Genomic DNA, 14,582 nt, shown 5'->3' with positions numbered 1-14,582 from the left:
TGCCTGAAACGGGGGAACAACGCCATGAATCGAATTTTGTTCGGCATACTTGTCGTCGTGACGACATCATTGATGGGCTCGTCTTTTGCGGTAGGAAAGATTGGATTGGCCTATTTTTCACCATTGCTGCTGGTAGGACTGCGTTTTACGTTGGCAGGACTGATCATGGGTGCGTGGGTATGGAAAAAACCGCTCCCGAAGTCGGCGGGTGACTGGGGGAAGCTGTGTGTGATCGGATTTTTGCAGACGGCCGCCGTCATGGGGTGTATCTTTTTGAGTCTGCGTACAATCACAGCGGGTGAATCCTCGATCCTGACGTTTATGAATCCACTGCTCGTGGTCATATGGGGAACGGTGTTTCTAGGGATATCCTATCGGCTGACGCAATGGATGGGGGTTCTGATTGGACTGGTTGGGGTGTTCATCACGCTTGGCTTCCATCTGCAATGGGAGACGGGAACGCTGTTTGGTATCGGGTCCGCCCTTGCGTGGTCTATGGCTACGATTCTCGTCAAAAAGTGGGGAGTCCGCTTCAATGTGTGGGTGATGACAGCCTATCAGATGCTGTTCGGAGGAATTCTTCTCCTTGTGATGGGGTTCACGCTGGAAACGCCGAAGCTGATTATCACACCGACCGCTGTATTCGTCGTCCTCTGGCTCGCGATCATGGCTTCCATTGTACAGTTTGCGACGTGGTTTTACTTGCTGAATCACGGAGATCCGGGCAGGACGAGTGCTTTTTTGTTCCTCGCTCCGTTCTTCGGTGTTTTGTCGGGGTGGGTGTTGCTGGGTGAGGTAGTACAATGGCATGTGTATGCGGGAGGATTGTTGATTTTCGCAGGGATTTTTTTGGTGAATTGGACGTTTGCTCCACGACGCCAAGTAAGTGAAAAAGCACAGCTGGCAGAGTAGCTAGCTGTGCTTTTTGCATTCATCTACATGCAGTCCGAACTCGGTCATAAAGCCAGAGCTGCCCAATTCCGTGACACGGACTGCCCTTCCTCCAGGCACTCGCTCGATCCAGCCAAGCTCAAAAAATCGGTGGGTGAGTGAAGCCCCGAGACTGCCTGCCAAGTGGTGGCGACGCTCGCTCCAATCCAAACACGGACGAGCAAAGCGACGTCTGCTCTTCGGCTTGGCCACAAGGTCTACGCCGAGTGATTGCAGCTTGGTTTTTCCCGCTTCACTGAGCACGTAGTCCTGATCAGATACTTCCATTAACTGCAACTCCAGCATTCTCTGCGTCAGGGCAACGCCAACTTCTCCTGCGAGATGGTCGTAGCAGGTACGGGCATAGCGGATGGCTCGCAATTGGTCAGACTCGCGCAACGAACGAACCGGCTTAGGTGCAGCGATCGTCATTAATGATTCCAGGGCATGGGCGACATCAGGGCTGGCTAGGCGATAGTAGCGATGTCGTCCGTGTGATTCGCTGACCAAAAGACCGCCTTCCACCAGCTTTGCCAAATGCGTGCTTGCCGTTTGGGGGGTGACTTTTGCGTTTCGTGCGAGTTCACTGGCAGGGAGTGCCTTGCCATTCATCAGGCTGATCAGGATGGAGACGCGGGATGGTTCTCCTATGAGGGACGCGACCTCTATAATATTCGGGCTGGTACTCATCAGACAGCGGACCTCCTCCATCATTTTTTATCCTCTATCAATGACTCTAGCAGAATCTTACAGCTAAAAAAACTAAAGATGCTCGCAAAAGTATATTGTAAAATATATCCAAATGAAAATGGGGGAGATCAACATGGAGACTAAGCAATGGCGAGTAGGAATTTTTTTGTTTGACGATGTAGAGGTGTTGGATTTTGCAGGTCCGTTTGAAGTATTCTCGGTGACATTTATGGAAAATGGCGACCATATACCTTTTCGTGTAGAAACGGTATCGGAAAAAGGGAGCATGATTCAGACGCTGAATGGTCTGAAGGTTCAACCTGATTACAGCTTTGCCAATATGCCTGTTTTTGACATTCTCATCATTCCTGGCGGGGTAGGTGCGAGGGAGCGAGAAGTGCATAATGAGCCAGTGATTAAATGGATTCGTGAGCAAATGCAGCAGGTGGAGCTGATGGCGTCTGTCTGCACAGGAGCCTTTTTACTTGCAAAAGCGGGCTTATTATCGGGCAAAAAGGCAACGACCCATTGGGCAAGTCTCGATCGAATGGAAAAGGAATTTCCAGAAGTCGTTGTGCAAAAAGGAGTAAAATTCGTGGATGAAGGAAATATCGTCACCTCTGCTGGAATCTCAGCGGGGATCAATATGTCCTTTCAAATCATCAAGCGATTAGTAGGCGCGGAAGCAGCAGAACAGACTGCGAAGACAATGGAGTATGATATTGTCCTCTAAAAGAAAGCGGCAGTCCATCTCTTTGTATACAAGACAAAAGGATGGACTGCCCCTGTTTAACAGCTACACTATTTATTTCGCAGGAATGCTGTCACCTTGACGCGGATTCAATCCGTTCTCCCACTGAACGCGAATGGATTTGCTATGGAACAAATCTTTTCCGTCAGAGACCTGATAATGCAGATGAGGCTCGCTGGAATTGCCAGAGTTGCCGCATAGCCCAAGCAAATCCCCTTTCTCCACACGATCACCAACCTTTACCTTAGCGGAGCCTTCCTTCAAATGGGCGAAATAGCTGTATTCTCCATTGCCATGATCGAGGATGACGATGTTGCCAGCGGGCTGCTGTGCGTTCATCGCTCCGACAGGGGCATTATCCTTGATATTATTGACGACATGCACGACGGTTCCTGCCTGCGGTGCGAGTATTTCTTGCCCGAATGCGAAGTAGCTCTCGTTTTTCGCAGGATCACCCTTGTAAGATAATCCGTCTTTGACCTGAATCAGATCGTATGCATAGCGTTGGCTAGCCACCTCGTAGTGATAGTTTGAAAGGACATTCTGACCTCCCCAGAACACATACCACTCACCTGTAAACGGTGCGCTGTACGCCAGCTTTGTCAAAGCATTGTCGGTGTCAGGGTAGCTTTGCAGCGGCTTCAATAAAACACCCGTAATGATCCCTTTTTCATCCATCGAAAGGACAAGGCCTCGTTTGGCGTCCTGATCCACCCAGGTACCATAATAGCTGCCGTTTACGGACGTATGGGAATGGTGATTCCACGACTTTAACCCTGAGCTGAAAGCCGCATACCCTTCTACAAACTGTGCTTTTGAAACCTGCTGTTTGAATGACGGGCTTGTTTGCTCATAGACCTCCTCTATTTTTCCGTTAAGGAGAGCTTGCACAATAGATTCCGCTTGAACCGTCATTGTCTTTGCACCTTCTTCTTTCTTTGTAAGGGATTCAGCAGTAGAGGGGATTGCGGTTGCTTCTGATTGCGCAGCACATCCTGTCAAAAGAATTGCTCCTACACCGAGTGAAATCCAAACTTTTTTCATGTCGCCACTCCTATCTTTTTCTTAGCGTTAGCTCCATTATAGAAAGCCACTCTTATCGGATATGAAACGCTTGCTTACAGGATGCTTAAATCTGTCGCGGCAAAATTATGATTCCGTTAAGGTTGTTGCGGACGCGCGCTGGCACTACGCATGATAAAATGGAGGATAACGCAAAGCGCAAAAGGAGCGAAGTGATCGTGAAAGATGCAGCTATCCTTCTCGTGGACGATGAGCAAGCCATTCTCCAATTGCTTGAAACCGTACTGCACAAAGAAGGATTTCACTCGATCGACAAGGTGAAAACATCTGAGGAGGCGCTCTGTGCATGCGAACGAAAAAGCTATGACCTGATCGTCCTGGACGTAACGCTTCCAAACATGAGCGGCATAGAAGCCTGTCCATTCATCCGCCGTCTGACGGATGCGCCGATTCTGTTCTTGAGTGCGAGAGATACCGATTTTGACAAGCTGACCGGATTTGCCGTTGGCGGGGATGATTACGTGACCAAACCGTTTAATCCGATGGAGATCGTCGCACGCATCAAGGCATTGCTTCGCCGCACGCACAAACCGAACTCGGTTGTACCGACAGCACCCGTTCAAGGGGTCTATGATTTTGGTCGATTTCAAGTCTATGAAGCAGCAGGCGAGCTCTATGTGGAGGGGAAAGTCATTCCTTGTCCGTCCCTTGTTTTTCAACTGTTGCTATTTTTGTGTAAAAATCCGAATCGGATATTTTCGAAAAGCGAGCTGTACGAACGGGTATGGGGCGTAAATAGCTTGCGTGATGACAACACCATCATGGTGCATATCCACCGGATTCGGGAGCGCATCGAGCCCGATCCAGCGCAGCCGGAGTTTTTGGTGAACGTCAGGGGACTCGGGTACAAAATGGTGAAAAAGGGCCTTCCTTATGAATATTAAGAGCAGAATTGCGCTCCATCTGGTCATGTGGTTGGTGCTGGTTGGCCTCATTCTCTTTGTGCTAGCCGGGCTTACGTTATATTGGACGCTTGAAGAAATGTCAAAAGCACAGTCCTCACGTGAATTTGAGAGTGTCGGCTTGCAGCGGCTGATCCAAACCATAGAAGTAGAAGGAGAGAATGTTCGCTTTGATCCGAAGCTGCTGGAGAAGGTGCGAGATAGCGGAGGGTGGCTTCAGCGGATTGATGAAAAGGGGTATGTCACCGACTCTTTCTTTACCCCGCCTGACGTACCCAGCTACTACGGTCCTGGCCAGTTAACGGCTTATTGGCTCCGAAAAAGCCCATTCCCGTATCAGCTATCGTTATGGATACAGGAAAAAGACGGCGTGGTACACACCTTGCTGTATGGCATGACGAACCGCGATGACGATTTCTTGCAACAGGTGATCGAGGAGGCTGACCATAAAAATAACGAGATCATGCTTCCTCCGAGTATCCAAAATCAATTGAAGAGTAAAGCGGGCTGGGTGCAGCTCCTTGATCCGAAGGGAACAGAGCTGGCTTCCTTCAATAAGCCAGAAAAAGCGATCAAGGACTTTTCGTTGGAAGAGCTGGCGCTCCGCTCGGTATACCCGGATCGCTACGGGGCAACAATCGTATCGCATTATGATCAAAATAGCGGCCAAACCTGGGTACTCAGTTATCCATTGCCAGGAATGACTCCCGGGGAAAAACCGCTTTTGACACCGGAAAGTAAGGCCCTTTTTATCGGGATGGGCATGCTGCTCTTGTCGGCAATGCTCGTCTTCGGGATTGTGTCCTACTTGTTCGGACAGCGATTTGGCGCACCGATTGTTCACGTGTTACGGTGGCTGACCTTGCTGCGTGGAGGAAGGTACGAGGAGCCTGCCAATTCGGATGGTGTTCCGTTCAGCCAAGACAAGCGAGGGAAGAGAAAGCGCAAATACCGTATCTACCAAGATGTAATCGATTCGATGGACTCCTTGTCGCAAACGCTTTACCGCAATGAAAAGCTTCGTCAGGAAACGGAGCAATTGAGAAATGAGTGGATCGCAGGCGTTTCCCATGATCTGAAAACGCCGCTGTCCTCTGTCAAAGGGTACGCGCATCTGTTAGGAAATGCCGAGTATACGTGGACGACAGAAGAGGTACATACTTTCGCCAAAATTATTTTGGACAAGTCTGCGTATATGGAGGACTTGATCAATGATTTGGCGCTGACGTATCGATTGAGGAACGGACAAGGCGCCCCTACAGTCGAGCTCGTTGACTTGAATGTTTGCACAGCTGATGCCATTACAGAAGCAGCAAAACATCCGTTTTACCCGGAAGGCTGCATCCAGTTTACCCCCTCTGCCGAACCTGTTTACATGCTCCTCTACAAGCCTTGGTTTCAGCGTATTGTGGATAATTTGGTTGCCAATGCCTTGATTCACAATGAAAATGGTACGATTGTGTCCATCAGCGTACAGGCAGTCGAGCCATCTACAGCTCTGCTCATTTTTAGCGACAATGGTAGCGGGATGGATGAAGAAACAGCAGATCGACTATTTGAGAGGTATTATCGCGGCACAGACACTGAGTCTCGGACGGAAGGCTCAGGCCTTGGGATGGTCATTACAAAAGCATTAGTGGAAGCGTTTGGTGGTTCAATCGAGGTGAAAACAACTATCGGGCAGGGGACGACGATTTCGATTACGTGGGAAGCAGAGCAACCGCCTCGGGTTTAAATAGGGTGATAGGGAGAGGAAAAGGCTGCGTTTGCGAGGTCAGTGTTGACCAGCAAACGCAGCCTTTTTTCGTTTCAGAGATGATATTACACCTTAAATTGTTGAATCGATTCATGCAGCTCGTCCGCCATTTTTGACAAGGAAGCAGCAGAGGACGAAATTTCCTCCATAGAGGCTAATTGTTGTTCAGCGGCAGCCGAAATGTTTTGTGTTCCGAAAGCCGTTGTCTCCGCAGTGGTGGCAATCGCTTCAATGGAATGGACAGCTTGCTCTGCTCCGGTTGTCATGTGGTGAGTGGCAGAGGTAACTTGCTGAATCTGGCGTGCTACTTCTGTCGTTCCAGACAAAATTTCCTGGAAGGCCTTGCTGGCTTCATGTACGACTTCGATTCCAGCCGAAACCTCAGATGTCGTCGTCTGCATCACGTATACGGCTTTGTTCGTATCGACCTGAATCGCGCTAATGAGGTCTTTAATTTGCTGGGTAGATTTTGCTGATTGCTCAGCCAAGATACGTACTTCATTGGCGACGACAGCAAATCCACGTCCATGCTCTCCAGCACGGGCCGCTTCGATCGCAGCATTTAGCGCCAACAGGTTCGTTTGTTCGGCAATCGAGGTGATGACCTCGACAATATTGCTGATCTCCGAAGAGCGGTGGCCAAGCATTTTGATTGATTCTGCCAGCTCTTGGACAGTCGTGTTGATGGAATTCATTTGAGCGATGGCACCGACAATCGCTTCATTGCCGTTTGAGACCAGCATGTTCGTTGTATCGACTGTCAGAGAGACTTGTTCGGAACTGGATGCAATTTGTTGCAGACTCGACGACATGTCGTTGATCGTCTTGACCGTTCCATCGATCGTTTTGGACTGATCCTCTGCTCCGACGGCGATCTCTTGCATCGTGACGGCAATTTGCTCGGTTGCCTTACTCGTCTGTTCTGCACTCGCCGTCAACTCCTCAGAGGTAGAAGCGACATGCAGAGAGCTGATGCGGACACGAGAGATGAGCTCGCGCAAATTCTCTGTCATATGGGTCACGTCATGGACCAATTGTCCGATTTCATCACGGTTTTTTACGACGATGTCTTTCCCGGACAGATCGCCACCAGCAATTTCTTTCACACGCTCGGCAACTAGGGTAATAGGCTTGGAAATGAAACCGGAGGCATACCATGAGACGACGAATCCGACAATCAAGGAAATTCCCAGCACGATCATTAAATCAGACAGTACACTTTCGGCAGGGGCATTGAAGTCTTCCATGTAGCTGCTTGCGCTTACGATCCATCCCCAGTGAGGGTCTAGCTTGGAATAGGCGATTTTCGGATAGAGAACATCGGGCTCCGTTGGCTTCGACCACTGATAGTATGTAAAGCCGCCACCTTCCTGACCGCGCTTAATCATTTCTTGGGTAAAAAAGACACCGTCAGAATCTTTTGTATCCCACTGATTCTTCCCCTCAATGGAAGGAGAGGCCAGCATGACACCTTTCTCATCCAGAACAAACATGTATCCACTGGCACCGGAATCGACATTTTTGTTAATCGAGCGGGTTCCATCCGACTGCTTGGGGCCGAGGATGCGAATTTTTACTTGCTCTTGTGCATCTTCTTTGCTGATTTTTCCAGCTTCGACCTGTTTCTGGAGAACATCAATCATTTCAATCGTCAAGTTCACATTGTTTTTTAAGATGCGGCTGCCCAAGTCGTCCAAGCTGTAGCTCGCAGAATAATAGCCCTGAATTCCGATGTTAAGGCAAGGAAGCGCCAATAGCAGGAGACATAACAGGACGAGCTTAGTTCGTAGAGAGCTTGAACGGGAAAACTTGGCTGTTTTCATAAAGAACACCTCGTTGATCCATAGTATTTCATCTAGAAAAGAAAACACCAAGATGATTGCCCCTAGACTTACGTCAATTATCGACAATATGTAAACGTTTTTATAGAGGATTTTCAAAAAATCAACAAAAAATATTAGATTAGGAAACAATGCTTCTTACTTGAGCAGGATTCGAAAGCAGTATAGACCAACGGGAAATGGTATGATTAGGATGATAGAACGCTTACGGATGGAGGCTATCTCATGAAATTCATCGATAATCAAGGGATTACAGATCCGCGCATCAATTTGGCGATTGAGGAGTACGCCTTGAAGCATTTGCCCAATAGTGACGACTACTTGCTGTTTTATATCAATGAACCTTCTATTATTATTGGGAAAAATCAAAACACAATTGAGGAGATTAATGCGACTTATGTAGAGGAAAATCATATTCATGTCGTTCGCAGACTGTCTGGAGGCGGCGCTGTTTATCACGATCTGGGCAATCTCAATTTCAGCTTTATTACGAATGATGATGGCGAATCCTTTCACAATTTCCGCAAATTTACGGCTCCTGTGGTACAAGCCTTGAAAACATTAGGAGTAGAAGCAGAACTGACAGGACGAAATGACATACAGGTCGGAGAACGGAAAATTTCTGGCAACGCGCAGTATTCGACCAAAGGACGGATGTTCAGCCACGGCACGCTGCTTTTTGATTCGGAGATGGAAAACGTTGTGTCTGCGCTGAAGGTAAACGCAGAGAAGATCCAGTCCAAAGGGATCAAATCGATTCGCAGCCGTGTCGCCAACATCTCGGAGTTTTTGGAGACGAAGATGACCATTGAAGAGTTCCGTCAGGCGATTCTCCGTTCGATTTTTGGAGAAGGGGAGGTCGAAGAATACAAGCTGACTGAAAAGGATTGGGAGAACATTCACGAGCTTTCCCGTTCCCGTTACCAGACTTGGGAGTGGAACTACGGCAAGTCACCGAAAAGCAATTATCGTCAATCTAAACGCTTCGATATTGGCACGGTGGAGATCCAGCTTGATATTGAGAAAGGCAAAATTAAAGAAGCGAAGATATACGGAGATTTCTTCGGTGTACGTGATGTAGCAGAGCTTGAAGCAGTGCTGCGAGATACGCCGTACGATCGCACCTCGGTCAGTGAGCGACTCGCCGGCATCAATCTTCAGGAGTTTTTTGGGAAGCTGGATCAAGCGTCTTTTGTCGATCTGTTACTCGTCTAAAAAAAGAACGTCAAAAAACCTAACTTTTGTTAGGTTTTTTTCATTTTCCTCTCTGATAGCATTAGTTTGCATGATTTTGTCCTACAAAAGAAAAAGAGGGGGTATTTACATATGGGCAAACAGCAGCCAAAAGCCAAAACAATCCTAACAGCGGTTGTATCCACGGGTTTTTTGCTTTCTTTTGTCGGCAATGCCTATGCAGCCGTTTCCTATCCGATTAAAGAAATCCAGACAATTGGGACAGCCAGCGCATCAGTAGCAGAAGAGCAAACGGATGAGGAAGTACGAGAGGCATCAGAGGAAGTAGTAGAAGAAGATAAGCAGTCATGGGAGTCCTTGCTAGAGTCAGAGGGGCATACAGCGACGAATGGCTTTATTGCCTATCGATTGGAGAATGCTCCAGACAAGGCACCTGCTGCAAAGGATTTCCGGTTGACGGCCGCTATAGATGATCGAAATCCTACACGGATCAAAATCAAAAACTTTATTTGGCTAGAGGAAGAACAGCTTGTTTTGCTCAGTTTTTCACCGATTCGTGCCGCGAAAAAAGAACAGACGGTTTCCCTGCGCTTGCAGTATGACGGTGAAGAAGAGGAATTTGAACCATTTGTAATGGCCGAAAGAGGGACAAAAGCAGAGCGGATCGAGCTGGTAACGGTCGCAGAGGATGCCCTGCTATCTACCAAAGATCATACGGATAAATCGTTGACGCTGATCGCTGTTGCATTCGATGAAAATGACCGCATTGTTACTGGGCGGGATCTGCTCTGGAGCTCTAGCAATAAACGAATTGCCTTCGTCAACATTGAGGGGAAGGTAACAGCCAAGAACGAAGGACTGGTAGAAATTACGGCAAAAATGGATGATGCAGAAGCGGTCTTTGAGGTAGCCGTAGATGGAGCCGAGCTACCTGATTTGCCCGCGCTTTCTGTCAGCGAGACGGTGATAGAAGAATCAGGAGCAAATGATGGCAGCATCACAGCCAAACAGAGGCTCAAGCTGTCTAATGGCAAGTTCCTTGGTGAACTATCTGCCGATGATATCGAGGTACATAATTTGCCTGACGGGTTGGATATTGAGGTCAACCAAGAGAGCGATGACGAGCTCACCATTTTGTTTACGGGACAGGCTAGAAAGCATACAGTCGCGGACACTGTAAAAGAGGTCAGCTTCACGATCGACAAACGAAACATCAAGCGGGCACAGAAAGATGTCACGAGTGACAGTTTCTCCATCCGTTTCAAAGACCCCGTCATTGTGATTCCGCCTCCAATCGATCCTCCCCCGATTCCGGCTCTGCTAAAAGCGAAGAGAGCAGTCGAAGAGCTGTTTACGGATGGGAAGAAAGAGGAGCTGCGGGCAGGAACGACCCAGAAACAGATCGATGATGTCAAGAAGCTAGTCGAGGGTCTGGACAATCGTGTATCGGAAAAGCCAGGTCTGCTCGCCGATATCGAGAAGGCACAAACGCTGCTGGATAACGGGAACAATCTGCTGGAGGAAGTGAAGCAGGCTGTTGAGGGTCTTTATACGACGAATGATATGATCGAGCTGAGGCCCAAGGTTACTCAGGAAATGATCGATGCGGCCTCTTCCAAGGTCGAGCTTCTGAGTGAAAGTCCAGAAAAAACACACTGGATGTCGTATGTGGCAAAAGCACAAATGTTGTTCAGCATTCCACGCATGGATCGTTTGCCAGATGCAAAGATCGAGCTGCCGATTGCTCCGACTCAGAACCGTCAAGTTACGATTGCCGACAAATGGGAGCCGGCAATGGACAAAAGGGTATTGAGCGAATATCTTGAGGTATCTGTAAAAAACCAGCCTCTCTCGTACAAATATGACAACCAGTTGGACCGTTTTGTGATCAATGAAAAGGAATACATCACAGTCGAGGTCGACGGGTCATTACTGGAAATGAACCATGGAGATTATGGTGTGACGATCAAGGCCAAGCCAACGGTTACAGAAGATGACAACTCTTATGCAGTGTTCAAGCTGTATCGCGGCCAAGATTTGCTGGATACAGAGGAGATCGGTGTCGGGTTTGATGCTACTAACCCACAATTGTCCTCAGACGTCACTGAAGAGGGAACGACCTATACATTGTCGGCGTCAGAACCACTTCGTAATGACCCAAATCCCAATTTGCGGTTGTTATTCTCACCTTCCGGGAATTTTGACGACATGAGAGAGGTAACAGGGTATGCCAGATTCCAGGTGTCAGGAAACACCATTCGGGTAACGTTTCAGGATACATTCTACACCACGTTCGGGTCTCTCATCACGGAACAGAGCAAGGTTTCCTTTGAACCAGGCTTCATGAGGGATAAGGCCGGGAATCTAATACAAGGTAGAGCAACAGCACCTGTAAAACCCAAGCAATGAGTAAGCCAAAGTCCACGAGGAGGTACGAACATTGCAACTAGAGGAACTGACTGCTAGCACTGCACGGGCGTATAAATCGTTGGTGCACCCCAAGCACTTGGAGTGGCTGGACCAGATCAACAGCTCATCCGTTTGGGGATTTGGGGCTTCTAACAACAATCAGCCTGCGGGCATCGTTTTGGGGCGATCCGCTGTAAGCGAAGGACAGGCCAAGATCATCGAGCTTGTGGTAGCAGAGGGGCACCAACGGCGGGGAATGGGCATGAAGCTGCTGTGGCACGCTGAGCAAAAAATGAGAGAGCAAGGTATCAGCGATGGACAGTTTGCAGGTTTCATCAAAGCGCAAGATTTTTCATGGCTCTCCAAAATTGCGATCAGGGAAGGCTGGCAGTTGCCAAAGGTAAAAACCTATATGTACACACTCGGCTCGATGCGGCTGGGTGAATGCCAGTGGGTAGAGAGGCTTGCACTCCCCGAAGGTTTCACCCTCTTTCCCTGGAGAGACCTGACCCCAGCAGAGCGTCTGGAAATTGAGCAAGGTGAAGGGCAATGGTACACGTCGCTTTTGTCGCCATTTTTTGAAGAAGGAAAATTCGATCCCGATTACAGCACAGGCTTGCGTTATCAGGGGAAAGTTATTGGCTGGGTGATCGTACAGAGAATGGCCGGTAATCTGCTTTTGTACAAAACGATGTTTGTTCAGGAAAAGTATCAGAAGCAGGCAAGAGGGATTACGCTTTTGATGAAAACCATTGCACAGGCGCAGCCAGCGTTTCCTTTTGGCATTTGTTTTATCGAGCATGACAACGAGCCAATGCTGCGGTTTATGGAAAGAAGATTGGGTCCGACGATTTTGCACCGGAAGCTCTGGATTGAAACTACAAAGGTGCTGGTAGGACAATATTCGGATCACTTCTGTTAAAAATGTATGCATCACGCAGGGGTAACGGCGACCCTCGATATAAAAAAGGATAGAGATTCAGGGCTTCCTGAATTTCTATCCTTACTTTTTTAGACTACATGGACGGAACTTTTCTTCCACTTGGTTGTTGCTTTGTGACCGTTCGGTATTGCAGCTGTTTTCTCTGGAAGTGGTTGTTCCCAATCAGGGCAAGGATCACGAGCAAGGTGCCGCACAATTCGTAACGGCTGATCTCATAGCCTTGAAACGCCATCATGGCAAAGGTCGTGATCGGAACCAGGTTGATAAACAAAATGCCGTTGAGCGGAGTGAGCAGCTTAATGCCTGCATTCCAGCTCAAAAGAGCTACAAAGCCGGGTAAAAGAACCATGAACGCCATTTCGTATTTAATGGACATCACCGTTTCGACCGTAGGAACCGGAAGCCATTGAAAGAGTGAGGAAGTCGTGACAATCACGAAATTCACTCCTGTTCCTAAGAGACACGTCAACGTGGAGTAGCGAAGCGTAGACCATGTGTTAAAACGCCCGCCGCCGATCGAGTAGACTACCCAACCCACGACACCGATGAAAATGAAGAACAGCGGAAGCAAATGCTCACCTGCTGTAGTAAAGAAGGTAAGATTGCCATTGGTAATAACAAGGACCGCGCCGACCAAAGCTACGAGAATCGTCGCCAACGTATAGTACGGCGGCAGCTTTCTAGTGGTAATGGACAAAAGTACAATCGAGATCATCGGCATGAGCACTTCCATAATGGACGCTGCAATCGTGCCTGGCTCTCCCATCAAATCCTGCCCAAGAAATACTCCCATATTGTAGACGGTAAACGCCATTGTTCCAAAAAACAGCAGGGACTTCCCGCGCCCCTCCAAACGAAAAGCAGACAAGCCTTCTTTTGCCCAGAGCAAACCGCACAAAATGATCGTTACGAAAAAATAGCGAAGAAATGAGAAGTAAAATGGATCGATTTCTTGCAGTGCGATGTGCGCAACCGGAAACATCGCCCCCCATGACATACTGGCGACCATGCAGAAAATAGACCCTAAAAGTAGTTGCTTGTTCATTATGCGATTTCTCCCTTTCCATACAAAGCTGACTTACCACATCATACTGGATGGAAATATGTTAGTATAATGATTGATAATAACTTTATGTATCATTTTCAGTGATAGATAAAAGGAGGGAGAGAAACCGTGGAGATCAATGATTTGAAAATATTCCAGATGGTCGCCACATTGGGCAGCGTGAGCAAGACCGCAGCCGAGCTGAGCTACGTTCAGTCGAATGTGACAGCGCGGATCAAGCTGCTGGAAAAAGAGCTTGGAACGCCTTTGTTTTATCGCAACAAGCGAGGCATGACCTTAAATACAGAAGGGAAGCGCCTGCTCGAATATTCGCGAGAGATCATCGCCAAATTCGAAGAAATGCAAAACTACTTCCATCGGGCTTCCGAGCCGTCTGGGGTGCTGGAGGTTGGGATGGTCGAGACGATCAATGCCCTTCCGAGATTGCTATCCTCGTATTGCAGCCAGTATCCGCATGTGGATATTTCACTTAAAGCGGGCGTGACAGAGCATTTGCTGCAAAAAGTATTGGATCTCGCGCTGGATGGAGCGTTCGTGAGTGGACCGATCAACCATCCTTTGATCGAGCAAGAGCAAGTGTTTCAAGAGGAGCTTGTGTTGGTAACGAAAAACAGTTCCTTCACTGCCAGTGATATCACAGGGAAAGCTCTTTTGCTCTACAAAAAGGGGTGCGGGTATCGAGAACGGTTAGAGACTTGGATGAAGGTAGAGGGCTTGATCCCGAAAAAAGTGATGGAGTTCGGAACGTTTGAGACCATTATCGGGGGCGTAGCAGCGGGGATCGGCATTACTATTTTGCCGAAGTCGGCAGTACATCACTTGGTCGAGAGTGGAACGGTTCATATTCATCGCATTCCGGAGCCTTATCATGAAGTGACAACCGTTTTTATTCGCCGAAAAGATTCCTTTGTAACGAATACGATGCAAGCGTTTCTGGACGAAATCCGTTTGCAGAAAACGAATGCGTAACTGCTGTAATTTACTCCTTCCATCGTTCAGAAAAATATGGTAAATTTT

At 48.2% G+C, this 14,582-nt stretch carries 12 protein-coding genes; 8 read left to right on the top strand and 4 right to left on the bottom strand.

Going from position 1 to position 14,582, the window contains the following annotated elements; genetic code table 11:
• Nucleotides 1-24: 24 nt before the first annotated feature.
• Nucleotides 25-912 (top strand): DMT family transporter, encoded by an 888-nt coding sequence (locus C7R91_RS25865; RefSeq protein WP_047074225.1) that lies wholly within the window; start codon nt 25-27, stop codon nt 910-912.
• Here the strand turns inward: C7R91_RS25865 and C7R91_RS25860 are convergent, their stop codons facing one another.
• Nucleotides 913-1,620 (bottom strand): ArsR/SmtB family transcription factor, encoded by a 708-nt coding sequence (locus C7R91_RS25860; protein ID WP_047074224.1) that lies wholly within the window; start codon nt 1,618-1,620, stop codon nt 913-915.
• A 133-nt stretch (nt 1,621-1,753) separates the two neighbouring features.
• Here C7R91_RS25860 and C7R91_RS25855 point away from each other — a divergent pair, with 133 nt between their 5' ends.
• On the top strand, nt 1,754-2,353 hold the full coding sequence (locus C7R91_RS25855; RefSeq protein WP_047074222.1) for a DJ-1/PfpI family protein: 600 nt from the start codon (nt 1,754-1,756) through the stop codon (nt 2,351-2,353).
• 72 nt (nt 2,354-2,425) lie between these two features.
• Here the strand turns inward: C7R91_RS25855 and C7R91_RS25850 are convergent, their stop codons facing one another.
• The gene (locus tag C7R91_RS25850) at nt 2,426-3,415 is read right to left on the bottom strand and encodes a M23 family metallopeptidase (RefSeq protein WP_047074220.1); all 990 of its coding nucleotides are present in this window, start codon (nt 3,413-3,415) and stop codon (nt 2,426-2,428) included.
• A gap of 197 nt (nt 3,416-3,612) precedes the next feature.
• On the opposite strand from C7R91_RS25850, the gene C7R91_RS25845 reads away from it, so the two are divergent.
• The gene (locus C7R91_RS25845; RefSeq protein WP_047074326.1) at nt 3,613-4,338 is read left to right on the top strand and encodes a response regulator transcription factor; all 726 of its coding nucleotides are present in this window, start codon (nt 3,613-3,615) and stop codon (nt 4,336-4,338) included.
• A complete protein-coding gene (locus C7R91_RS25840; RefSeq protein WP_047074219.1) occupies nt 4,328-6,091 on the top strand; it encodes a sensor histidine kinase in 1,764 nt (587 codons plus the stop codon). The genes C7R91_RS25845 and C7R91_RS25840 overlap by 11 nt, the downstream gene beginning before the upstream one ends.
• A gap of 86 nt (nt 6,092-6,177) precedes the next feature.
• Here the strand turns inward: C7R91_RS25840 and C7R91_RS25835 are convergent, their stop codons facing one another.
• A complete protein-coding gene (locus C7R91_RS25835; RefSeq protein ID WP_047074217.1) occupies nt 6,178-7,935 on the bottom strand; it encodes a methyl-accepting chemotaxis protein in 1,758 nt (585 codons plus the stop codon).
• Between the two features lie 243 nt (nt 7,936-8,178).
• Between C7R91_RS25835 and lplA the strand changes: the two genes are divergently transcribed.
• The 3 genes from lplA (at nt 8,179) to C7R91_RS25820 (ending at nt 12,478) form a co-directional block, all read left to right on the top strand.
• The gene (gene lplA, locus C7R91_RS25830) at nt 8,179-9,168 is read left to right on the top strand and encodes a lipoate--protein ligase (RefSeq protein WP_047074215.1); all 990 of its coding nucleotides are present in this window, start codon (nt 8,179-8,181) and stop codon (nt 9,166-9,168) included.
• Nucleotides 9,169-9,279: 111 nt separating this feature from the next.
• On the top strand, nt 9,280-11,556 hold the full coding sequence (locus C7R91_RS25825) for a toxin Cry1Ac domain D-VI-related protein (RefSeq protein WP_047074213.1): 2,277 nt from the start codon (nt 9,280-9,282) through the stop codon (nt 11,554-11,556).
• A 31-nt stretch (nt 11,557-11,587) separates the two neighbouring features.
• Nucleotides 11,588-12,478: a GNAT family N-acetyltransferase gene (locus tag C7R91_RS25820; RefSeq protein WP_047074211.1), complete on the top strand. Its 891-nt coding sequence runs from the start codon at nt 11,588-11,590 to the stop codon at nt 12,476-12,478.
• A gap of 94 nt (nt 12,479-12,572) precedes the next feature.
• On the opposite strand, the gene C7R91_RS25815 is transcribed toward C7R91_RS25820, so the two are convergent.
• Nucleotides 12,573-13,544, bottom strand: coding sequence for a DMT family transporter (locus C7R91_RS25815; RefSeq protein ID WP_047074210.1), 972 nt, complete (start codon nt 13,542-13,544; stop codon nt 12,573-12,575).
• Nucleotides 13,545-13,673: 129 nt separating this feature from the next.
• Between C7R91_RS25815 and C7R91_RS25810 the strand changes: the two genes are divergently transcribed.
• The gene (locus C7R91_RS25810) at nt 13,674-14,534 is read left to right on the top strand and encodes a LysR family transcriptional regulator (protein WP_047074208.1); all 861 of its coding nucleotides are present in this window, start codon (nt 13,674-13,676) and stop codon (nt 14,532-14,534) included.
• Nucleotides 14,535-14,582: the final 48 nt, after the last annotated feature.

It is taken from the genome of Brevibacillus formosus, assembly GCF_003013405.1.
Classification (GTDB): domain Bacteria; phylum Bacillota; class Bacilli; order Brevibacillales; family Brevibacillaceae; genus Brevibacillus; species Brevibacillus formosus.
This window is presented reverse-complemented; position numbering and strand designations above follow the sequence as displayed.